The organism is Vibrio sp. 10N.247.310.23, from assembly GCF_041467155.1.
GTDB classification, from domain to species: Bacteria; Pseudomonadota; Gammaproteobacteria; order Enterobacterales; family Vibrionaceae; genus Vibrio; species Vibrio crassostreae_C.
Window position 1 is genome coordinate 1 of the sequence record NZ_JBFSTZ010000027.1, and the last position, 22169, is coordinate 22169.

Genomic DNA, 22169 nt, shown 5'->3' on the forward strand with positions numbered 1-22169 from the left:
ATTTAGGTTCTGGCGCCGAGAGGTGTGAGAGTTCAAGTCTCTCCGACCGCACCATCATTAAATAGAACCCAGCTTTTTAGCTGGGTTTTGTTTTATCTGGAATATGCAAATCTGCTAGCCAAGTCACCAAGTATTCTCTTCTATAACCTCACTTTTAATACGATTTTATAAGACAATGTCAGCTCCATTTTCTAATTGAGTATGACTAGCCTATGAAACCCCTCCCCTTAACGATCGGTTGCTACACAGATACACCAAGTAAAAGCCAAGGTGTTTATCAAACTCAGTTAGATCTAGGAACAGGAAAACTATTACCTCTAGAGCTGATCATCAAATGTACTAACCCCTCTTTTATTACTGTAACAAAGACTGGGATCTATACTGCATCGGAAGTGGACCAGCAAAAACAGCCCCAGCTCATTCATATACCTAATGTTGATTCACAGCTAACACACAATACAAGCCTCATCTCGGGAGATCACCCTTGTCACGTCGCGATAGATCCACACAATAAGTTTGCTATCACGTCGCAATACTCATCAGGCACATTCGATATTTTTAGCTTAAGTATCAACGGCAGCATCGATAAACGACTCAAAACAATCCAGATGGTTGGTTCCGGGCCAAACAAAGAGAGACAAACTAGCCCACACGCCCATCAATGCCTGTTCTTACAAAACTCACCACAGTTTGTGACTGTCGATCTCGGCACCGATCGCATCAACTTCTATTGCTTTGATGAAGAGCAAGAAGAGTTCCTTGATGAGCCAATGCAGTCTATTAAGGTGCCCGCCGGCAATGGACCTCGCCATTTAATCTTTAACAAAGCTGAAGACAGAGCCTATGTGGTCTGTGAACTCTCTGAAACGTTGCTGACTTTGGAAAAGGTTTTAGGCATTTGGAATGTAGCGGAAGAGATTGATGCATTGCCTAATATGGAGAAGGGAGAAGCCGCAGCTGCGATTAAGCTATCGCCTGATGAGCAATTCCTTTATGTGTCATGTCGACACCAATCAAGAATCAGTAGCTTCAAAATCGACTCTGAGACTCAAAGGCTGACTTTCATTGATAGCTACGACACTGAAGGCAAATTCCCAAGAGACTTCCATATAACGAACGATGGGAAATGGCTTATCGCCGCCAACCAGCACTCCAACAACATCACCTCATTCAAGCGAGATAATGAAGATGGGTCTTTGGTTTATACAGGGTACTCTTTAGAGATCGATGCACCGGTTTGTGTGACGCAACAGCGATAGTAGTCATCTGATACAAAAAAGGAGAGCATTCGCTCTCCTTCTTTTCATAAGCAGTCTTAAACGCTCAATTAGAGACCCAAAGCGTATTTCAATACTTGAGCTTTAATCGGGCCTGAATTTTCAGCTAGTTTTAGAGCAGCATTACGTACAAATTTCAGTGGGCCAATGTCGTTGCTGAATGTCTTGTAGAAGAAATCCATGCCACTTTGCATCATTAGATTGTCGCCTCTTCTTATCACTTCATAGCGTCTTGCTACAGACTGGTTCAATTCACCCTTTTCTTTGGTGACATCCAGCAGTACTGATACATCTTTGAAGCCTAAGTTAACACCCTGCCCAGCCAAAGGGTTGATGGTATGCGCAGAGTCTCCGACCAAAATACAGTTATTCTTCGAGTATGATTGAGCATGACGTCGTGTCAGAGGAAAAGAACCCGAATTCAAGACTTTGATATCACCTAACTCTTTAGGAAAGTGAGTAAGTACTTCGTTACGTAGTTTTTCAGGGGCCATTGCTGACAGTTGCTTAATACGCAGTGGAGAATCATACCAAACTAACGAGCCCAGCCCGACTTCTTGACCGTCAGAGGTTAGAGAACACAAAGGCAAAAATGAACGAGGGCCACTTGGTAGAAATTGCTGCCAAGTAATATCTTGCTGAGGTTGTTCTGTTTCTACATTGATAAGCATACAGTGTTGTCGATAATCCCAAGCCGTGATGCCAATTCCAGCTTGTTGGCGAACGGCTGAATTCGCACCATCAGCACCAACCACCCACTTCGCAGACAACTCAGCCCCTGATTGAAGCTTTACGATATTGATTTCACCAAACTCAATCACATCGAGCTTTTCTGGGCATAACAGTTCGAGATTGTCGTAGGCATCAAATTGAGACCATAAACCTAATTGAATGAGTCTGTTCTCAACGATATAGCCCAAACGAGGAAGGTCTAGTGAGGCAGCATCAAATCGAGTACGACACTCTGGGTGCTCCCACGTCTCTAAACGTTTATAAGAACACACTCGCATTGCTGCAATACTTTGCCATGCACCAAGATTTTCAAGCAAATCGACCGATGCTTGAGAAATCGCTGACACACGAATGTCCATCGCTTGCGATTCATCAAAAGCTTGTGGGGCAAAACCTTCGATCACCGCAACACTCAGACCTTGCTTTGCAAAACCGATTGCTGTTGCTGCGCCAACCATGCCGCCACCGACTACTACAATATCGTAACTGTTCATATTTCGTACTTATCAGTTTGATTCTTTGACTGTTTTTGATTGTACTTTTTCATAACTAACTTGTAACCAAAAACCTTATTCGAAAAAAGGGTTATCCCTTATGGCATATGGCGTTAACGATAATAAAAACCACCACATAAGAGATTTGTTCAGACTACTAGTCAGTCGGTTTTGAAACCAGTACAATACTCCGCTTGCCGCTAGAGCCTGTCATAAAATTGAATACCGAATTATGACAAACGGGGCTAGCGGATGAATAATGGGCGATTTGCTCCCTTAAATTAAACTAACGATCGAGCGAACATATAATGAGTAAGAAACTGCTAATTAAAACTTGGGGCTGTCAGATGAATGAATATGATTCATCAAAAATGGCCGACCTGCTTAACGCTGCAAATGGCTATGAGCTAACTGAAGTACCTGAGGAAGCAGACGTACTACTATTGAATACTTGTTCTATCCGCGAAAAAGCGCAAGAAAAAGTATTCCACCAGCTTGGTCGTTGGAAAACGCTTAAAGATAAAAAAGAAGGTGTGGTGATCGGTGTGGGTGGCTGTGTAGCGACTCAAGAAGGTGATCACATTCGTCAACGTGCACCTTACGTAGACGTTATCTTTGGCCCACAAACATTACACCGTTTGCCAGAGATGATTAAATCATCACTGTCTAACGAAAAGCCAGTAATGGATATCTCTTTCCCAGAGATCGAAAAGTTCGATAACCTGCCAGAGCCAAAAGCTGAAGGCGCGACGGCGTTCGTTTCTATCATGGAAGGTTGTTCTAAATACTGTACTTACTGCGTTGTACCATACACACGTGGCGAAGAAGTTAGCCGTCCAATGGATGATGTACTTTTCGAAGTTGCTCAACTTGCAGAGCAAGGCGTACGTGAAGTTAACCTGCTAGGTCAAAACGTAAACGCATACCGCGGTCCAACACACGAAGGCGATATCTGTTCATTCGCAGAACTGCTTCGTCTTGTTGCTTCTATCGACGGTATCGACCGTATTCGTTTCACAACAAGCCACCCGCTTGAGTTTGGTGACGACATCATTGAAGTTTACAAAGACACACCAGAGCTAGTGAGCTTCCTTCACCTACCAGTACAAAGTGGTAGTGACCGTATTCTTACGATGATGAAGCGCCCACATACGGCTATCGAGTACAAATCTATTATCCGTAAACTGCGTAAAGCTCGCCCTGACATTCAAATCAGCTCTGACTTTATTGTTGGTTTCCCTGGTGAGTCTAAGCAAGACTTCCAAGATACAATGAAGCTAATTAAAGACGTTGATTTCGATATGAGCTTCAGCTTTGTTTTCTCTCCACGTCCAGGTACGCCAGCGGCAGATTACCCATGTGATGTACCAGCACAAGAGAAGAAAGATCGTCTGTACGAACTGCAGCAAACGGTAAACACACAAGCTATGCGTTTCTCTCGTCTAATGTTAGGCACAGAGCAACGTATCCTTGTTGAAGGCCCATCAAGAAAGAACCTAATGGAACTTCGCGGCCGTACAGAAAACAGCCGTGTTGTGAACTTCGAAGGTTCTGCAGACCTAATCGGTCAATTCGTAGATGTGAAGATCACTGAGGTTTACACCAACTCACTACGTGGTGAGCTAGTTCGCACAGAAAAAGACATGGGTCTACGCGTTGTTATGACTCCAGCAGAAATGATGGAAAAAACAAAACGTGAAGACGAGCTAGGTGTAGCGACATTTACGCCATAGGCAATACAACTGTTTGAGCACAAAGCGCAAACACAAAGCTTGAAATTACCTAACTAAGTGACCATCTTAGAAATAGGGATATCACCATCAGAAGCCCGGTCTAAATCGGGCTTTTTGCTCTTTGTTTTATTTAAGAGTGAGTGGCACAAAATGAGAGGCTAATTTGAGCAATAAAATCGTTACCTTAGAGATAAATCTAGAACCAGCAGACAACAAGCGCTTGGCAAGTTTATGCGGACCATTTGACGACAACATCAAGCATCTTGAGCGTCGTCTGGGCGTTGAGATTAATTACCGTAGCAACTTTTTCACCATTGTCGGTAAGCCTCACACTACAGCCGCAGCTTTAGACATCATCAAACACCTCTATGTTGAAACGGCTCCAGTTAAAGGCAACATAATCGATATCGAACCAGAGCAAATACATCTGGCGATCACCGAGTCAGGCATTTTGGAGCAACACGTCGAGTCTGAAATTGACTACGGCAAAGAAGTGACCATTAAGACTAAAAAAGGCGTCATCAAACCTCGAACGCCAAACCAAGCACAGTACCTAATGAACATGGTGACTCATGACATCACCTTTGGTATTGGGCCAGCAGGTACAGGTAAAACCTACTTAGCCGTTGCTGCAGCAGTTGATGCACTTGAACGCCAAGAGATTCGTCGCATTCTATTGACGCGCCCTGCTGTTGAAGCCGGTGAGAAGCTTGGTTTCCTACCGGGTGATTTAAGCCAAAAAGTAGACCCATATTTACGTCCACTTTACGATGCGCTGTTTGAGATGCTTGGCTTTGAGCGAGTTGAGAAGCTGATTGAACGTAACGTAATTGAAGTTGCGCCACTGGCTTACATGCGTGGTCGTACATTGAATGATGCGTTTATCATTCTTGATGAGAGCCAAAACACCACGGTAGAACAGATGAAGATGTTCTTAACCCGTATCGGTTTTAACTCACGCGCTGTGATCACAGGTGATATTACGCAAATCGATTTACCTCGTGGTGCAAAATCAGGCTTACGCCATGCGACTGAAGTGCTCAATGAAGTCGACGACATTAGCTTTAACTTCTTCATGTCTGAAGACGTCGTTCGTCACCCTGTAGTTGCTCGTATCGTCAACGCATACGAGAAGTGGGAAGCAAAAGACCAGAAAGAGCGCAAAGAGTTTGAAAAGCGTAAACGTGAAGAGCGTGAAGCCAAACTTCTTGAGGCTCAGCAGGTAGTTACGACACAATTAGCAACACAAAATAGCTCTGTAATTGCAGAACAAGGTGATAAATAGATGTCTATTGAACTAGACCTGCAATTAGCGGTCGAAAATGAGCAAGGTCTTCCAACTGAGCAAGATATTCAGCTTTGGTTGGACAAGACAATTCCTCAGTTTCAAGAGAACGCTGAGTTGACGGTTCGTATCGTTGATACACAAGAAAGCCACCAGCTCAATCATGAATATCGTGGCAAAGATAAGCCAACTAACGTGTTGTCTTTTCCATTCGAGGCTCCTCTAGGGATCGAGTTAGATCTACTGGGCGACCTCATTATCTGCCGCCAAGTTGTCGAAAAAGAAGCAGAAGAGCAAAGTAAGCCTCTGCTAGCACACTGGGCTCATATGGTTGTACATGGCAGTCTGCATCTGCTAGGTTATGATCATATCGAAGATGATGAAGCTGAAGAGATGGAGTCACTCGAGACAGAAATCATGCAATCTATGGGGTTTGAAGACCCTTACATTCTAGAAAAGTAAATTGATTCTAGTAAAGTAGGTTGCAGAGAAACAATAACTCATCGAACCTGTGATTTTCACAGGAATCTGAGTTGTAACGTGTGCTATCACACTTCTGATAGCGTTATTTTTTGAGAAATCATGAACGAAGGTAACCCCCCCACTTCTGAGGGAAGTAAAAAATCTGAAGGTCCGAGTAGAAAGTCCTTCTTTGAACGCCTAGGCCAACTATTTCAAGGTGAAGTAAAAGATCGCCAAGAGCTCGTAGATGTAATCCGCGACTCAGAAATTAATGACCTAATTGACCACGACACACGCGACATGCTCGAGGGTGTTATGGAAATTTCAGAGATGCGAGTACGCGATATCATGCTGCCTCGCTCTCAAATGGTTACAGTTGAACGCACAGATGATCTAGATACATTGATTGCGCTCATTACTGATGCTCAACACTCTCGCTACCCAGTGATCAGTGAAGATAAAGACCATGTTGAAGGCATTCTATTAGCGAAGGACCTACTTAAGTATTTGGGTTCAGAAAGTGCTCCATTTGATATCGAACAAGTGATTCGCCCTGTCGTGGTTGTTCCTGAAAGTAAGCGAGTTGATCGCCTGCTTAAGGAGTTCCAAGAAGAGCGTTACCACATGTCTATCGTTGTCGATGAGTTTGGTGGAGTTTCTGGCCTGGTAACCATTGAAGATATCCTCGAAGAAATCGTTGGTGAAATTGAAGACGAGTTCGACGATGAAGAAGAGCTAGATATTCGTAAGCTGAGTAAGCATACCTTCTCTGTAAAAGCTTTAACCACTATTGAAGAGTTCAACGATACGTTTAACACTGCCTTTAGTGACGACGAAGTGGATACGGTAGGCGGCATGGTTATGACAGCACTCGGCCACCTGCCGGTTCGTGGCGAAATTGTAGAAATCGAAAACTACCATTTCAAAATAACATCAGCAGATAACCGTCGTGTGATTCAGCTACAGGTAACCATTCCTGACGAACAGCCTCTTCCGACTATCGAAGAATAACAACTTCTCTCTAAAGAGATGACAGAAATTAGATGACTAATACCTTTATTCATCGCCTATTACGGCCGCTTGCGGCCGTTTTTGTTGGCGCTATAACCACCCTTTCATTCGCTCCATACTCTATATGGCCTCTTGCTATTCTCAGCCCAGCTTTGTTGCTGTTACTGATCCACAACCGCTCTCCTAAAAGTGCGCTTTGGATTGGCTACGCATGGGGTTTAGGTCAATTCACCACAGGTATCAGCTGGGTATACGTCAGCATTGATGGTTTTGGCGGCATGCCACTGGCAGCCAACCTATTTTTGATGGCATTGCTTGTTGGCTACCTAGCCGTTTATTCAGGGCTATTTACCTGGGGTTTGAATAAATTCTTCCCTGCCAATAACCTAAGCCGCTTTTTCCTTGCAGCTCCTGCATTCTGGCTAGTCTGTGATTGGCTGCGTGGCTGGGTAATGACGGGCTTCCCTTGGCTTTGGTTAGGCTACAGCCAAATCGATTCGCCATTGGGTTCATTTGCACCGATTGGCGGCGTAGAGCTAGTAACTTTAGCGATCATTGTTTCAGCCTCTGCATTCACTTATGCGATTGTTAACCGGGCTTGGAGCATCGCTCTCATTCCCGCCGTCGTATTTAGTGCAGGCTTTGGTATTCGCAACATCGACTGGGTCACGCCGAACCCTGAAAAAACCACGTCAGTCGTCTTGATACAAGGCAACGTCGATCAAGACAGTAAATGGCTACCGAGTCATCGCTGGCCAACCATGATGAAGTACACCGACCTAAGCAGAGAAAACTGGGGAGCGGATATCATCATCTGGCCTGAAGCGGCTATTCCAGCATTCGAAGTTGAGATCCCATCTTTCCTACGTAACTTGGATAGCGCAGCGAAGATGAACAACAGTTCGATCATTACCGGTGTGCTGAATCAGTCTGAAGATAAGAAATACTACAACAGTGTTCTTTCTCTCGGTGTGAATCCATACGGTGAGTACAGCTACGATCCAGACGAGCGCTACCATAAACACCACCTGTTACCATTTGGTGAGTTTGTGCCGTTTGAAGATATCTTGCGTCCATTAGCACCTTTCTTTAACTTGCCAATGTCATCATTTAGCCGTGGCGACTTTGTTCAACCAAACATAGTGGCAAATGGTCGTCACTTAGCGCCGGCACTGTGTTATGAGATCATCTTTAATGATCAAGTTAGACAGAACGTAACCGACGAGACTGACTTTATTTTAACGCTCTCTAACGATGCGTGGTTTGGTCGTTCGATTGGCCCTCTGCAACATATGGAAATTGCACAGATGCGTGCTCTGGAGCTTGGTAAGCCGGTTATTCGCTCGACCAACAACGGTGTGACGGCAGTTACTGATTACAAAGGCAATATAATCAAGCAAGTGCCTCAGTTTGAAACGGCAGTGTTAAAAGCTGAACTCATTTCAACGGATGGTCAAACGCCTTATCACACAGTAGGTACTTGGCCACTGTATATCTGGGCGATGCTCAGCTTGGTGATTGGTTGGGTAATTAGAAAGCCAAAAAGCTAGATTCGACGAAAAGTGATTTGAGGGTTGACTGATCGGGTCAACCCTTTTTCATTGCTGTGGTTTTGCGTTGATACGCTATGGTTCAGAAGCTTACGGTTTAAGGGCTTTACGACTAAACCCTTTAGAACCACATTTAATGCATGGAATGATATTGGTTGGGTGGTTATATTCGGTTTGGTGACCACACTCGTCACATACTAAGGTTCCCAAGCCAATGACTTCACCCGCTTGATACAAGCCTTGGTGTTCTAAGTCTTGGAACAGTTCAACCCATTCCACCTTAGTACGATCAGTAATATCCAACAGCCCTTGCCAAATAGAGTCCGCAATCATCAAATAGAATGGACCGCTTTTACTCTCTTCATAGCTTTCGGAAAACTCTTTTAAGTCCGACTTCACGTAGGCAGAGATCAATGAAAGCTCATCTTTAGTCATATCATTAGCTGCTTTCGCAAACTTGCCCGACGTTTCGATTTTGTTGTTGAGCTCTTCAGGGCTATGCTTCAGCGTTTCAATCACCTCTTCGACGACTTCTTCATAGAGCGCTTTTTTCTTCGGCATAACAACCTCCTTAAGATAACCAACTTTTACGCGTGCAAACGGATGTGTCGCAATGCACTCCCGCTCACAAACAAATGCAATTCATACTCTTAAGTATAGTTGCCCAGCGAAATTCAGTGAAAATTACGCCATCTACTAGGCAGCAACTGCAAGTATGAAGGGTATAACTATTGTTGTACTAGGCTCCTTTAGGTATTCTATGACGATCTGTAAGATTCTGTTCTAACCGAACTCACAAATTCCAAGATAACCGGATACCATCGATGCAAGAACAATATAACCCGCAAGAGATTGAACAAAAGGTTCAACAACACTGGGATAACAGCGAGACTTTCGTTGTAAGTGAAGACCCAAACAAAGAAAAATTCTACTGTCTTTCTATGTTCCCTTACCCAAGTGGCCGACTGCACATGGGTCACGTGCGTAACTACACCATCGGTGATGTGGTATCTCGTTTCCAACGCCTACAAGGTAAAAACGTAATGCAGCCAATTGGTTGGGATGCATTCGGCCTACCAGCAGAAAACGCAGCGGTTAAAAACAACACAGCGCCTGCACCTTGGACTTACGAAAACATTGAGTACATGAAAAACCAGCTGAAGCTTTTAGGCTTTGGTTACGACTGGAACCGTGAATTCGCAACGTGTACACCTGAGTACTACCGTTGGGAGCAAGAGTTCTTCACTAAGCTTTACGAAAAAGGCCTAGTGTACAAGAAGACGTCTTCTGTGAACTGGTGTCCAAACGACCAAACGGTACTGGCAAACGAGCAAGTAGAAGATGGTTGCTGCTGGCGTTGTGATACTCCAGTAGAACAAAAGAAGATTCCACAGTGGTTTATCAAAATCACTGAGTACGCTCAAGAGCTACTAGATGATCTAGATAACCTTGATGGTTGGCCTGAAATGGTTAAGACCATGCAACGCAACTGGATCGGTCGCTCTGAAGGTGTTGAGCTATCTTTCACTGTTAACGGTGAAGAAGCTCCATTAGAAGTTTACACAACTCGTCCAGATACACTAATGGGTGTTTCTTACGTTGGTATCGCTGCAGGTCACCCTCTTGCAGAGAAAGCATCGAAGAACAACCCTGAGCTTGCTGCATTCGTTGACGAATGTCGCAACACCAAAGTTGCTGAAGCTGAACTGGCAACGATGGAAAAGAAAGGTATGGATACTGGCCTAACGGCTATCCACCCTCTTAACGGCCGTGTTGTTCCTGTTTACGTAGCTAACTTCGTTCTTATGGATTACGGCACAGGTGCGGTAATGGCAGTTCCTGCTCACGATCAACGTGACTACGAATTCGCAACTAAGTACGGCATCGATATCATCCCAGTAATTAAACCTGAAGACGGTTCTGAACTAGACGTATCTGAAGCGGCTTACACAGAGAAAGGTGTACTGTTCGATTCTGGTGAATTCGATGGTCTTGCGTTCCAAGAAGCATTCGATGCAATTGCTGCGAAGCTTGAAGCTGAAGGCAAAGGTAAGAAGACAGTAAACTTCCGTCTACGTGACTGGGGTGTATCTCGTCAACGTTACTGGGGCGCTCCAATCCCAATGGTAACCACTGAAGACGGTGAAGTTCACCCAGTACCAGCAGACCAACTGCCAGTCATTCTTCCTGAAGATGTAGTAATGGATGGCGTAACGAGCCCAATCAAGGCTGACAAGTCTTGGGCTGAAACAACATTCAACGGCGAACCCGCTCTACGTGAGACTGACACGTTCGATACGTTTATGGAGTCTTCTTGGTACTACGCACGTTACTGTTCACCGCAAGCAGACGACATTCTAGATCCAGAGAAAGCAAACTACTGGCTACCAGTTGACCAATACGTTGGTGGTATCGAGCACGCTTGTATGCACCTGCTTTACTCTCGTTTCTTCCATAAACTTCTACGTGATGCTGGCTACGTGACGTCTGATGAACCGTTCAAGCAACTACTATGTCAAGGCATGGTTCTGGCTGACGCGTTCTATCACGAAAACGAAAAAGGCACCAAAGAGTGGATTGCACCGACTGACGTAACGGTTGAACGTGACGGTAAAGGTCGCATCGAAAAAGCAGTCGACGATCAAGGTCGTGAAGTTGAACACTCAGGCATGATCAAAATGTCTAAGTCTAAGAACAACGGTATCGACCCACAAGAGATGGTAGACAAGTACGGCGCTGATACAGTACGTCTATTCATGATGTTTGCATCACCTGCAGACATGACGCTTGAGTGGCAAGAGTCTGGCGTTGAAGGGGCTAACCGCTTCCTTAAACGTGTTTGGAAATTGGTTCACGCTCACTCTTCTAAGGGTGCTGCTGAATCTGTTGATGCTTCTGCGCTATCTGGCGACCAAAAAGCACTTCGTCGTGATATCCATAAAACTATCGCGAAAGTAACGGACGATATTGGCCGTCGCCAAACGTTCAACACGGCAATCGCTGCAATCATGGAACTGATGAACAAGCTGGCGAAAGCACCTCAAGAATCTGCACAAGACCGTGCAATCCTTGACGAAGCGCTAAAAGCGGTAGTACGCATGCTTTACCCAATGACTCCACACATCTCTTACGAAATGTGGATTGCACTTGGTGAATCAAACGTAGACTCAGCAACATGGCCAACTTTCGATGAGAAAGCGCTAGTTGAAGACGAGAAAACTATCGTTGTTATGATCAACGGTAAGCTACGTGCGAAACTAACCGTTGCTGCTGATGCAACAGAAGAGCAAGTTCGTGAGCTTGGTCTAAACGATGAGAACGCTAAGAAGTTCCTAGATGGCTTAACTATCCGTAAAGTTATCTTCGTACCAGGTAAGCTTCTAAACATCGTTGCTAACTAATTTCGTTAGCACAATGCAATTGCTAAAGAATTAACGAACTTAATTCATCAAAAGCAGTCTGTAGACAGGGTAGCTAATTGCCCTGTCTACTTATTTAAGCGCTTTAGACTTGAGCCTAACCACTCAAACGAACTAAAGCCTTTAAATAAGTATTCTACCTTCATGAGAGCCATCAAATAATGCGCCTGATTTCACTATCTTCATTGAAAGTTACTGTTGTTGTTTTAACCGTCAGCCTATTAAGTGCGTGTGGTTTCCACCTACGTGGTGATTACTCCGTACCAGAAGAACTCAACAAGATCTCCGTAACCAGTTACGACCAATACAGTACGTTTACACGTATGATGAAAGGTCAACTGCGTATGAATGATGTAGAAATTGTGCTACCGGCTGAGAATACACCTAACCTGCATATTATTAGTGAGAGCGTAGGTGAGCGAACTCTGTCTCTATACCAAAACACTCGTGCAGCAGAGAAAGAACTGACATTCCGCGCTTCATACCGCGTAACTGTCCCGGATCTAGGCTCAAAGACGTTCTCAACCAGCGTAACCCGTAGTTACCTAGATAACCCGCTAACTGCACTTGCGAAGTCGGTTGAACGAGACATGATCGAAGATGAGATGCGTAAGTTGGCAACAAGCCAAATCCTTCGTCAGATGGCTCGTCTAAAAGCGAACATTGCAGCTGATAGCATGGACCTAGATGCACTAGAGCACGTTCAAGTGAAAGAACTCGAAAAGCAATACAACATCAAGAATGTTGAGATCGTACCAGCTTCAGAAGAACAACCAACACTTAGCGATTCGGCTGAGTAATAGGTTTATTTGATGCGTATTTTTGCTGACCGCTTATCAGAGCAACTTATTAAACAGTTGAGTAATGTTTACCTAATTTTTGGTAACGAACCGCTACTGTTGCAAGAGAGCCGAGAAGCGATTCAAAAGGCTGCAAAACAGCAAGGCTTTGAAGAACGTCACCGCTTTGCGATTGATAGCAGTCTCGACTGGAATCAAGTCTACGACTGCACTCAAGCACTGAGCCTATTCTCTAGCCGTCAGGTCATCGAGCTTGAACTGCCAGAGTCAGGCGTCAATACCGCAATAGCGAAAGAGCTACTCGCAATCTCCGAGCATATCCACAGTGATATCTTGTTAATCTTGGTGGGCACTAAGCTCACCAAAGCTCAAGAAAGCGCTAAGTGGTTTAAGGCTCTTTCGAATCAGGGTCACTGGGTCAGTTGCCTAACGCCAGATGTCAGTCGGTTACCTCAGTTTGTCCAAGCGCGTTGCCGTCAAATCGGTTTAACGCCAGACCCTGAAGCGATTCAAATGCTGGCGCAATGGCATGAGGGTAATCTATTTGCTCTCACCCAAAGCCTAGAAAAACTGGCTCTCCAATACCCAGATGGAAAACTCACGTTAGTACGCTTAGAAGAATCGCTGAGTCGACACAACCATTTTACTCCATTCCATTGGAGTGATGCGTTATTGGCAGGCAAAGGTAACCGAGCACAACGAATCCTGCGTCAGCTAGAAGCTGAAGGTGTCGAACCCGTCATTTTATTACGTAGCATACAACGAGAGCTTGCTCTGCTATTACAAATGCAGCAACAAATGAAACAGATGCCGATTGGTCAGGTCTTCGAAAAACACCGTATCTGGCAATCTAAAAAGCCTCTTTATAACGCCGCGCTAACAAGAGTTTCGATTTCTCAATTACACTCTTTGTTCGCGTTGCTCACTCAAGCTGAATTGATGACAAAAACTCAATATGAGCAGTCGCCTTGGCCACTAATTCATCAGTTAAGCGTAGAGTTTTGTATCCCTTCAGCTTCAATACCATTTCACGCATAAAAGCGTGGTATATTCTAGGGTCGACAGCCCCTAAAAAGCTAAATTCAGATTAAAGGAACACCCCGTGTTACGTGAAGAACTAAAAGATTTTCTTGCAGACAAAGCCGACGATATGAAAGCAGAATCGATTGTGACTATCGATGTAGAAGGCAAATCAAGCGTTACTGATTACATGATTGTTTGTACAGGTACCTCTAAGCGCCATGTTGCTTCTATTGCACAGCATGTTGCTGATGAAATACGTAAAGCAGGTATGCAGCCACTAGGCATGGACGGCCAGCAAGAAGGTGAATGGGTTGTTCTAGATATGGGCACAAGCATGCTTCACGTTATGCAAGAAGAACACCGTGAACTGTACCAACTAGAAAAACTTTGGGGCTAAGCTTTGAAGATCCAGTTAATCGCAGTTGGCACAAAAATGCCAAAGTGGGTTGAAGAAGGCTTTAAAGAATATAAACGCCGCTTCCCTCATGATATGCCATTAGAGCTCATTGAAATTACTGCGGGAAAGCGCGGTAAAAATGCGGATATTGCACGCATTCTTCAAAAAGAAGGCGAAGCGATGTTGGCAGCGGTTCCAAAAGGCAACCGCATTGTCACGCTTGATATCCCAGGTAAAAAGTGGGACACACCACAACTGGCAGAGCAATTGGAAAGTTGGAAGTTGGATGGACGCGACGTTTCTATCCTTATCGGCGGGCCTGAAGGATTAGCACCTGCATGTAAAGCGGCTGCAGACCAAAGTTGGTCTCTGTCTGCGCTTACTCTCCCTCACCCATTAGTACGCGTTATCATGGCTGAAAGCTTGTATCGAGCTTGGAGCATCACTGCTAACCACCCTTATCATCGAGAATAAGCGTTAATGTTACGTAAACGTAGCCAAATCCGTGATTACAAAGCAGAAGCACGACTATTTACTAATCGTGCTTTTGTTGCGTTTGCGGGGATCATAGTCATGATATCGATGTTGGTTGTTAATCTGTACAACATTCAGGTCAATCAATATCAAGACTATAAAACCCGCTCTAACGATAACCGTATCAAGGTCGTTCCAATCGCCCCCAACCGTGGTTTGATTTATGATCGTAATGGTGTGCTTCTTGCCGAAAATCGCCCGGTTTTCAACCTAGAAATCACACCAGAAAAAATCAAAGATATGGATGACACGCTCGTCCGTCTACAAGAATTAATCGAGATCCCGCCAGAGCGCATTGAACTATTTGATCGTGATCGTCGCAATTCACGACGCTTCAAGTCAGTACCTATTCTGAATCAGCTTACCGAAGAACAAGTTGCGATCTTCTCTGTAAATCAACATAAGTTCCCAGGCGTTGAAGTTACAGGTACGCTAAAACGTTTCTACCCTTATGGTGATGTGTTAACTCACGTGATTGGCTACGTATCGCGCATCAATGACCGTGATATGCAGCGCCTGGTTCGCGAAGAGAAAGACGCCAATTACCAAGCCACTCGCGACATCGGTAAACTTGGTATTGAGCGCTACTACGAAGACATGCTTCACGGTACCGCTGGCTATCAAGAAGTCGAAGTTAACAGCCGTGGACGAGTGATCCGTACTCTAAAATTTGTACCGTCGGTTCCGGGTAAAGATATCGTGCTCAACTTGGATATCAAGCTACAACTATACGTACATAAGTTACTGGATGGCCGCCGTGGCTCAGCTATCGTTCTCGACCCGAAAGAAAATGGCGTGTTAGCCATGGTATCTAGCCCAAGCTACGACCCAAATGCATTCGTACATGGTATTTCGTCTAAAGGTTATAACGCCCTGCTTCAAGACAAAGACCGCCCTTTGGTTAACCGTGCAACGCTAGGTATTTACCCACCAGCATCGACGATCAAGCCATTCATTGCTGTTGCTGCTCTGCAAGAAGGTGTTATTACACCAAACACTACGCGCAATGACCCAGGCTATTGGAAGATACCAAACTCAAAAACGAGACCATTCCGTGACTGGTTGCGTTGGGGACACGGGGTCGTTGATATAGAGAAAGCGATTGAAGAGTCAGTGGATACTTTCTTTTACCAAATTGCTTATGATCTCGGCATTGATCGCATATCCAAATGGATGATGATGTTCGGCTTTGGTGATTATACTGGCATCGATATTTATGAAGAAAGCAAAGCCAATATGCCAACTCGTGATTGGAAGATGGCAAGACACCGTGTGCCTTGGTACCAAGGTGACACCATCCCAGTTGGTATTGGCCAAGGCTACTGGACTGCAACACCCATGCAGATTGCAAAAGCCACATCAGTTTTGGTCAATGAAGGTGAAGTAACCGCACCTCACCTACTTCGTTCAACCATTGATAACGGTCGTCCATTCGATGAACAAATCATGTCGGACATTGAAACTTACCCACCGCTAACCGGGGTTAAGAAGAAGTATTGGGATATCGCTCAGGAAGGTATGAGGCTGGCTAACCACGGTAAGAAAGGTACGGCAAGACGTTCATTCCAGAAGATGTCTTACCAAACCGCTGGTAAATCGGGTACCGCGCAGGTATTCGGCTTAAAAGAAGATGAAGAGTACAACGCGGACGAAATCGCAGAGCACTTACGCGATCACGCCCTCTTTACGGGTTACGCGCCTTTTGAAGATCCTGAAGCCGTCGTGACTATCGTTCTAGAGAACGCAGGTGGCGGTTCTTCTAACGGCGGCCCAGTAGTAAGAAGGATTTTAGACCATATTATCCTTGCAGAAGATTATCAAAGTGAGCCAATTAAATAATGAAACTTGATCCTTCAACTGGACGAAATAGAGCCCTATTCGAAAGGCTGCATATCGACCTGCCGCTTTTGCTTGGCATTCTGGTTTTAATGGGCTTTGCCCTGCTGATCATGTACAGCGCAAGCGGACAAAGCCTTGCGATGATGGACCGCCAGGCGATGCGCATGGCTCTGTCTTTAGGTGTGATGATCTTCCTAGCGCAAATCTCACCTCGTACTTATGAAACCTTGGCACCACTGCTATTTGTAGGTGGTGTCATCTTGCTATTGGGCGTGTTGTTCTTTGGTGAAGCCTCTAAAGGCGCCCAGCGTTGGTTAAACTTCGGCTTTGTTCGATTCCAACCGTCAGAGCTATTAAAGCTCGCGGTGCCTTTGATGCTGGCACGATTTATCGGTAAGCGCTCACTTCCACCAACATTCCAAACATTAGCGATCTCGCTAGTGATGGTGTTTGTACCGACGATTCTAATCGCAAAGCAGCCTGACCTAGGTACATCTATCCTTATCGCCGCATCTGGTATCTTCGTGATATTCCTGGCTGGTATCAGTTGGAAAATCATTGCTAGCGCGGCAATCGCATTAGGGGCATTTATCCCAATCCTATGGTTCTTCTTGATGCGTGAATATCAAAAAGTGCGTGTTAGAACCCTTTTTGATCCTGAATCAGATCCATTAGGTGCGGGTTACCACATCATTCAAAGTAAGATTGCGATAGGTTCGGGTGGTATATCAGGAAAAGGTTGGTTGCAAGGCACTCAATCTCAACTAGAGTTCATCCCAGAGCGTCATACTGACTTCATTTTTGCGGTCATCGCCGAAGAATGGGGCATGATCGGTATCTTGTTCTTGCTTGCGATCTACCTGTTTATTATTGGACGTGGCTTAGTGCTTGCGAGCCAAGCTCAAACCGCATTCGGTCGAATGATGGGCGGAAGTATTGTACTGAGCTTCTTCGTTTATATTTTTGTAAACATTGGCATGGTAAGTGGCATTCTACCTGTAGTTGGTGTTCCTCTTCCTCTAGTCAGTTATGGCGGTACTTCAATGGTTACCCTTATGGCTGGTTTTGGTATTTTAATGTCGATACATACACACAGAAAAGCATTCTCAAAGGCGACCTAATCGATGTCTATTACAACGTTTCAAAAAAAAGCATCCTTGGTTGAAGAGCTGCCAATCAAAAAAATAGTCTCTATCTTGGGGCTAGCGATTTTAATCAATGGTTGTTCTTCAAAGCAGCCAACAGGCCGCTACGATATTGATTCAGATATTGCACCAGACGCACCGATTTCGGTAGAGCATTTAGAAGATGCTCACCCTCAGTATGAACCTTATAGTTTAGGTGGTAATACGGATTACACTCTGCGTGGCGAAGACTACAAGATCGTAAAAAAGACCGAAGGGTTTACTGAGAAAGGCAAGGCCTCTTGGTACGGTAAGAAATTTCATGGTCACTTAACGTCTAACGGCGAGATCTACGACATGTATTCGATGTCAGCAGCTCACAAAACATTGCCAATTCCAAGCTATGTAAAAGTGACGAATACCGACAATAACAAAACCACTATTGTTCGTATCAATGACCGTGGCCCATTCCATGAAGGCCGAATCATTGACCTTAGTTATGCGGCAGCTTATAAGCTCGATGTGTTGAGAACCGGCACGGCAAATGTTGAGATTGAAGTCATTACTGTGGCTATGCCAACCGACGCAAATAAAAAGGCTGCTTTACCGCAATTTATTATTCAAGTCGCAACATCTCCACATGAAGATAGAACAGAGAAGTTAGCGAAAGATCTAGCCGAAAAGCTAGAAGTAGCAACGTTCTTGCAGCCAAATGATGACAACTACCGTCTGATGATTGGGCCATTTCATGACTATGCTCTGACTCAAGAGAAATTAGAACAAGTTAAGCTAATGGGTTACCCGTCAGCTTATATAAAAAAACACACCCTAACTCGCTAATTAATCTAACAGTTACTTCTGGTAATCAGCGCTCTGGTGTGACAGAGTGATTCTGTTAATATATGAATAGTTCACCAAATAATTGCATTCAAAATGATTAAATCTAATAAACTTGTTAAATCGATTTTTGCTACTTCTGTTGCTCTTTCTGCAACGATAGCTACATCGTCATTCGCCGCTCCTATTGTTGTTCCTGATGCACCTCAAATCGCCGCTAAAGGTTTTGTTCTGATGGATTACCATTCAGGCAAAGTACTAGCAGAGAAAGAGATGAATACTCAACTTTCTCCAGCAAGTTTAACCAAGATGATGACGAGCTACGTAATTGGCCAAGAGCTAGAACGTGGCAACATCAACTTAAACGACGATGTTGTAATCAGTGAAAATGCTTGGGCTAAAAACTTCCCAGATTCATCTAAGATGTTCGTTGAAGTAGGTACAACGGTTAAAGTTGAAGAACTGAACCGCGGTATCATTGTTCAGTCAGGTAACGATGCTTGTGTTGCTATGGCTGAACACATCGCTGGCTCTGAAGATGCATTCGTTGACCTAATGAACGCTTGGGCAAGCTCTATCGGCATGAAAGACACGCACTTTGCTAACGTGCACGGTCTAGACAACCCGAACCTATACTCAACGCCTTACGATATGGCGCTACTTGGTCAGGCGCTGATTCGCGACGTACCAGACGAGTACCGTATCTACTCACAGAAGAAATTCACATACAACGGCATCACCCAATACAACCGTAACGGTCTGTTATGGGATAAGAGCATGAACGTTGATGGCATCAAAACAGGCCACACAAGCAACGCAGGTTACAGCCTAGTAAGCTCAGCGACAGAAGGCAAAATGCGCCTAGTTGCTGTAGTTATGGGCACCAAGAATGCGAATGCTCGTAAAACAGAAAGCAAAAAACTGCTTAGCTACGGCTTCCGCTTCTTTGAAACAGTGGCACCACACACAGCCGGTGAAACTTTCGTAGAAGAGAAGATCTGGATGGGTAGCAAGGACACAGTTGCGCTAGGTGTCGACGAAGATACTTTCGTGACGCTACCTCGTGGTCAAGCTAAGAACCTGAAGGCAAGCTTCGTTCTTGAGAAAGAGCTAGAAGCGCCAATCAGCAAAGGCGATGTAGTTGGTAAACTATTCTACCAAGTAGACGGTGAAGACGTTGCTGAATACCCCCTACTAGCACTTGAAGATGTAGACCAAGGCAGCCTATTCAGCCGTCTATGGGACTACCTAGTTCTTCTATTCAAGGGTTTATTCTAAACAAGCCAAAGGTTTGTTCTAGGTAAAACCTAAGCTTGTTATATAGCTAACCTAATGAGTAAGTTCATGATTTGCTCATTAGTGAACCAAAAGCCGCCATGTGCGGCTTTTGTTGATCTTGAGTTCGGTGATATTTACACGTAATATTCCGCCTTATTACTCGTGTCTGTTGACCGAACACGCTTTTTATCGACATTTCGCCAATTTGCGAGCGTCTAGCCTTTTGGAGCTAATCATGAACATCAATTCTGATGCAAAACTAAAAGACCTCTTAGAGTTCCCTTGTTCATTCACTTACAAAGTAATGGGCCACGCTAAGCCAGAACTGACTGAGCTAGTACTAGAAGTGATCCAGCGTCATGCTCCTGGTGACTACAGCCCAACGCTAAAACCGAGTGCGAAAGGTAACTACCACTCTGTTTCTATCAATATTACTGCGACTTCAATTGAACAAGTAGAAACTCTTTATAAAGAACTGGGCGAGATCGAAATCGTTCGTATGGTTCTGTAATCTCCGATTGCACATGAAAAACAGCGGCTTATTGCCGCTGTTTTTGTTTAAAGCACCCTATCTAGCTCAAATTCATTCAACTTAATTTTCAATAAATACAAAGAAAGTTGAAAAACCTTGCAGTCCGTCTGTAGTTAGAATCATGTTTCGCGTTTATAATGCGTTCACTTTATTAATCCTTGAGGGAGTGCAGCTTTGCAAAATAAGCTAATCGTAAAAAAATTAGGCCGTCAGGATTACGAACCTGTATGGAAAGCCATGCATAAGTTCACAGACGAACGCACGGAAGAAGACGTAGACCAAGTTTGGTTGGTTGAACACAACCCTGTCTTCACTCAAGGACAAGCAGGTAAAGCCGAGCATGTATTGAATGCTGGTGATATCCCTGTAATACAAAGCGATCGCGGTGGCCAAGTGACTTATCACGGCCCAGGCCAATTAGTCGCTTACTTTCTGATTAACATTCGCCGCAAGAAGTTCGGAGTGCGTGATTTGGTTACTCATATCGAGAACCTCGTAATCAATACTCTGAAAGCTTACAATATAGATTCAGCTGCCCGACCTGACGCTCCTGGTGTTTATGTCGATGGCAAGAAAATCTGTTCACTCGGATTACGTATTCGACGTGGCTGCTCGTTCCACGGGCTAGCACTCAACGTCGATATGGACCTGTCTCCATTCCTGCGTATTAACCCATGTGGTTACCAAGGTATGGAAATGGCGCAGGTAAGCCAACTCGGTGGACCAAGTGAACTAGAAAACGTTGAGCAACAGTTAATACAAGAGCTCGTAGAGCTACTCGGCTATGACCAAGTAGACATTCAAGCCACCAGTAACATTACAGCAGAAGCATAAAATCATGAGCAAACCAATCCAAATGGAAAAAGGCGTTAAATATCGTGACGCTGACAAAATGGCATTAATTCCCGTAAAGAATATGCCTGCTGAACAGAAAGAAGTTCTACGTAAGCCTGAATGGATGAAGATTAAACTTCCTTCAGACAGCCATCGTATTCAAGAAATCAAATCAGCAATGCGCAAAAACAACCTGCACTCAGTTTGTGAAGAAGCGTCTTGTCCTAACCTAGCCGAGTGTTTCAACCACGGTACGGCAACGTTTATGATTCTTGGCGCTATCTGTACTCGTCGCTGCCCGTTCTGTGATGTTGCCCATGGTCGCCCTGTTGCTCCTGAAGCTGAAGAGCCGAAGAAACTAGCTAAAACAATTCAAGACATGAAACTGAAGTACGTTGTAATCACTTCAGTTGACCGTGATGACTTGCGTGATGGCGGTGCTCAGCACTTTGCTGACTGTAACCGTGAGATTCGCGAACTCAACCCAAATATTCGTATCGAAACACTGGTTCCAGACTTCCGCGGTCGTATGGACGTTGCGCTTGACCTAATGAAAGACAACCCGCCAGATGTTTTCAACCACAACCTAGAGACAGCGCCACGTCTATACCGTAAAGCGCGTCCAGGTGCGAACTACAAGTGGTCTCTTGATCTACTGAAGAAATTCAAAGAGCAGCACCCTGATATCCCAACAAAATCAGGTGTGATGATGGGTCTTGGCGAGACAAAAGAAGAGATCGTTCAAGTACTGAAAGACCTTCGCGAACATGGTGTGACTATGCTGACACTAGGTCAATACCTAGCACCAAGCCGTCACCACTTACCAGTAGAACGCTACGTGCCGCCTTCTGAGTTCGATGAGCTGAAAGAGATTGCTCTAGAGCTAGGCTTTACTCACGCAGCGTGTGGCCCGTTTGTACGTTCTTCTTACCATGCGGACTTGCAAGCTCAAGGTATGGAAATTAAGTAATCACGATTGCTTAACGAACAATGCAAAGGCGCTGAATA

The 22169-nt window shown here is 44.7% G+C and carries 20 protein-coding genes; 18 read left to right on the forward strand and 2 right to left on the reverse strand.

Annotated features, from left to right (window positions below):
• Window positions 1–212: 212 nt before the first annotated feature.
• The gene (locus AB6D93_RS18550) at window positions 213–1259 is read left to right on the forward strand and encodes a lactonase family protein (protein ID WP_102333783.1); all 1047 of its coding nucleotides are present in this window, start codon (window positions 213–215) and stop codon (window positions 1257–1259) included.
• Window positions 1260–1327: 68 nt separating this feature from the next.
• Here the strand turns inward: AB6D93_RS18550 and AB6D93_RS18555 are convergent, their stop codons facing one another.
• On the reverse strand, window positions 1328–2503 hold the full coding sequence (locus tag AB6D93_RS18555) for a 2-octaprenyl-3-methyl-6-methoxy-1,4-benzoquinol hydroxylase (protein WP_102333782.1): 1176 nt from the start codon (window positions 2501–2503) through the stop codon (window positions 1328–1330).
• Window positions 2504–2811: 308 nt separating this feature from the next.
• Here AB6D93_RS18555 and miaB point away from each other — a divergent pair, with 308 nt between their 5' ends.
• The 5 genes from miaB to lnt all read left to right on the forward strand — a co-directional run bounded on the left by miaB (window position 2812) and on the right by lnt (window position 8544).
• A complete protein-coding gene (gene miaB / locus AB6D93_RS18560; RefSeq protein ID WP_065584439.1) occupies window positions 2812–4236 on the forward strand; it encodes a tRNA (N6-isopentenyl adenosine(37)-C2)-methylthiotransferase MiaB in 1425 nt (474 codons plus the stop codon).
• A gap of 163 nt (window positions 4237–4399) precedes the next feature.
• Window positions 4400–5521 carry a PhoH family protein gene (locus AB6D93_RS18565; protein ID WP_017062327.1) on the forward strand — a complete coding sequence of 374 codons (1122 nt, stop codon included), beginning with the start codon at window positions 4400–4402 and terminating at the stop codon, window positions 5519–5521.
• A complete protein-coding gene (gene ybeY / locus AB6D93_RS18570; RefSeq protein ID WP_102333781.1) occupies window positions 5522–5983 on the forward strand; it encodes an rRNA maturation RNase YbeY in 462 nt (153 codons plus the stop codon).
• A gap of 120 nt (window positions 5984–6103) precedes the next feature.
• Window positions 6104–6994, forward strand: a complete 891-nt coding sequence (gene corC / locus AB6D93_RS18575) for a CNNM family magnesium/cobalt transport protein CorC (RefSeq protein WP_012603382.1) — start codon at window positions 6104–6106, stop codon at window positions 6992–6994.
• A 32-nt stretch (window positions 6995–7026) separates the two neighbouring features.
• Window positions 7027–8544: an apolipoprotein N-acyltransferase gene (lnt, locus tag AB6D93_RS18580; RefSeq protein WP_017064170.1), complete on the forward strand. Its 1518-nt coding sequence runs from the start codon at window positions 7027–7029 to the stop codon at window positions 8542–8544.
• A 90-nt stretch (window positions 8545–8634) separates the two neighbouring features.
• On the opposite strand, the gene AB6D93_RS18585 is transcribed toward lnt, so the two are convergent.
• Entirely contained in the window at window positions 8635–9105 is a 471-nt protein-coding gene (locus tag AB6D93_RS18585; protein ID WP_017062329.1) for a zinc ribbon-containing protein, read from the reverse strand.
• Window positions 9106–9368: 263 nt separating this feature from the next.
• Here AB6D93_RS18585 and leuS point away from each other — a divergent pair, with 263 nt between their 5' ends.
• From leuS to lipA, 12 genes are all read left to right on the forward strand, one after another.
• On the forward strand, window positions 9369–11945 hold the full coding sequence (leuS, locus tag AB6D93_RS18590; protein ID WP_102333780.1) for a leucine--tRNA ligase: 2577 nt from the start codon (window positions 9369–9371) through the stop codon (window positions 11943–11945).
• A 179-nt stretch (window positions 11946–12124) separates the two neighbouring features.
• Complete coding sequence (gene lptE, locus AB6D93_RS18595) at window positions 12125–12763, forward strand: LPS assembly lipoprotein LptE (protein ID WP_102333779.1); 639 nt, start codon at window positions 12125–12127, stop codon at window positions 12761–12763.
• A 12-nt stretch (window positions 12764–12775) separates the two neighbouring features.
• Window positions 12776–13801 (forward strand): DNA polymerase III subunit delta, encoded by a 1026-nt coding sequence (gene holA / locus AB6D93_RS18600; RefSeq protein WP_102333778.1) that lies wholly within the window; start codon window positions 12776–12778, stop codon window positions 13799–13801.
• Window positions 13802–13865: 64 nt separating this feature from the next.
• Window positions 13866–14183: a ribosome silencing factor gene (rsfS, locus tag AB6D93_RS18605; RefSeq protein WP_017067142.1), complete on the forward strand. Its 318-nt coding sequence runs from the start codon at window positions 13866–13868 to the stop codon at window positions 14181–14183.
• Window positions 14184–14186: 3 nt separating this feature from the next.
• Window positions 14187–14657 (forward strand): 23S rRNA (pseudouridine(1915)-N(3))-methyltransferase RlmH, encoded by a 471-nt coding sequence (gene rlmH, locus AB6D93_RS18610; protein WP_004735246.1) that lies wholly within the window; start codon window positions 14187–14189, stop codon window positions 14655–14657.
• 6 nt (window positions 14658–14663) lie between these two features.
• Window positions 14664–16556 (forward strand): penicillin-binding protein 2, encoded by a 1893-nt coding sequence (gene mrdA, locus AB6D93_RS18615; protein WP_102333777.1) that lies wholly within the window; start codon window positions 14664–14666, stop codon window positions 16554–16556.
• Window positions 16556–17677 carry a rod shape-determining protein RodA gene (gene rodA / locus AB6D93_RS18620; RefSeq protein WP_017062334.1) on the forward strand — a complete coding sequence of 374 codons (1122 nt, stop codon included), beginning with the start codon at window positions 16556–16558 and terminating at the stop codon, window positions 17675–17677. The genes mrdA and rodA overlap by 1 nt, the downstream gene beginning before the upstream one ends.
• A gap of 3 nt (window positions 17678–17680) precedes the next feature.
• Window positions 17681–18520, forward strand: coding sequence for a septal ring lytic transglycosylase RlpA family protein (locus AB6D93_RS18625; RefSeq protein WP_048615264.1), 840 nt, complete (start codon window positions 17681–17683; stop codon window positions 18518–18520).
• Window positions 18521–18613: 93 nt separating this feature from the next.
• The gene (locus AB6D93_RS18630) at window positions 18614–19795 is read left to right on the forward strand and encodes a serine hydrolase (protein WP_017067140.1); all 1182 of its coding nucleotides are present in this window, start codon (window positions 18614–18616) and stop codon (window positions 19793–19795) included.
• Window positions 19796–20027: 232 nt separating this feature from the next.
• Complete coding sequence (ybeD, locus tag AB6D93_RS18635; protein WP_026084358.1) at window positions 20028–20306, forward strand: DUF493 family protein YbeD; 279 nt, start codon at window positions 20028–20030, stop codon at window positions 20304–20306.
• 195 nt (window positions 20307–20501) lie between these two features.
• Window positions 20502–21161 (forward strand): lipoyl(octanoyl) transferase LipB, encoded by a 660-nt coding sequence (lipB, locus tag AB6D93_RS18640; protein ID WP_004737632.1) that lies wholly within the window; start codon window positions 20502–20504, stop codon window positions 21159–21161.
• A 4-nt stretch (window positions 21162–21165) separates the two neighbouring features.
• Window positions 21166–22131, forward strand: coding sequence for a lipoyl synthase (gene lipA, locus AB6D93_RS18645; protein WP_017064177.1), 966 nt, complete (start codon window positions 21166–21168; stop codon window positions 22129–22131).
• Window positions 22132–22169: the final 38 nt, after the last annotated feature.

What these genes read in the sequence shown, in the direction of transcription:
- rodA (WP_017062334.1), top strand. Translation starts at nt 16,556, where the DNA reads ATGAAACTTGATCCTTCAACTGGACGAAATAGAGCCCTATTCGAAAGG.
- lipA (WP_017064177.1), top strand. Translation starts at nt 21,166, where the DNA reads ATGAGCAAACCAATCCAAATGGAAAAAGGCGTTAAATATCGTGACGCT.
- lnt (WP_017064170.1), top strand. Translation starts at nt 7,027, where the DNA reads ATGACTAATACCTTTATTCATCGCCTATTACGGCCGCTTGCGGCCGTT.
- lptE (WP_102333779.1), top strand. Translation starts at nt 12,125, where the DNA reads ATGCGCCTGATTTCACTATCTTCATTGAAAGTTACTGTTGTTGTTTTA.
- mrdA (WP_102333777.1), top strand. Translation starts at nt 14,664, where the DNA reads ATGTTACGTAAACGTAGCCAAATCCGTGATTACAAAGCAGAAGCACGA.
- AB6D93_RS18550 (WP_102333783.1), top strand. Translation starts at nt 213, where the DNA reads ATGAAACCCCTCCCCTTAACGATCGGTTGCTACACAGATACACCAAGT.
- holA (WP_102333778.1), top strand. Translation starts at nt 12,776, where the DNA reads ATGCGTATTTTTGCTGACCGCTTATCAGAGCAACTTATTAAACAGTTG.
- AB6D93_RS18630 (WP_017067140.1), top strand. Translation starts at nt 18,614, where the DNA reads ATGATTAAATCTAATAAACTTGTTAAATCGATTTTTGCTACTTCTGTT.
- ybeY (WP_102333781.1), top strand. Translation starts at nt 5,522, where the DNA reads ATGTCTATTGAACTAGACCTGCAATTAGCGGTCGAAAATGAGCAAGGT.
- AB6D93_RS18555 (WP_102333782.1), bottom strand. Translation starts at nt 2,503, where the DNA reads ATGAACAGTTACGATATTGTAGTAGTCGGTGGCGGCATGGTTGGCGCA.
- corC (WP_012603382.1), top strand. Translation starts at nt 6,104, where the DNA reads ATGAACGAAGGTAACCCCCCCACTTCTGAGGGAAGTAAAAAATCTGAA.
- AB6D93_RS18585 (WP_017062329.1), bottom strand. Translation starts at nt 9,105, where the DNA reads ATGCCGAAGAAAAAAGCGCTCTATGAAGAAGTCGTCGAAGAGGTGATT.
- leuS (WP_102333780.1), top strand. Translation starts at nt 9,369, where the DNA reads ATGCAAGAACAATATAACCCGCAAGAGATTGAACAAAAGGTTCAACAA.
- miaB (WP_065584439.1), top strand. Translation starts at nt 2,812, where the DNA reads ATGAGTAAGAAACTGCTAATTAAAACTTGGGGCTGTCAGATGAATGAA.
- AB6D93_RS18625 (WP_048615264.1), top strand. Translation starts at nt 17,681, where the DNA reads ATGTCTATTACAACGTTTCAAAAAAAAGCATCCTTGGTTGAAGAGCTG.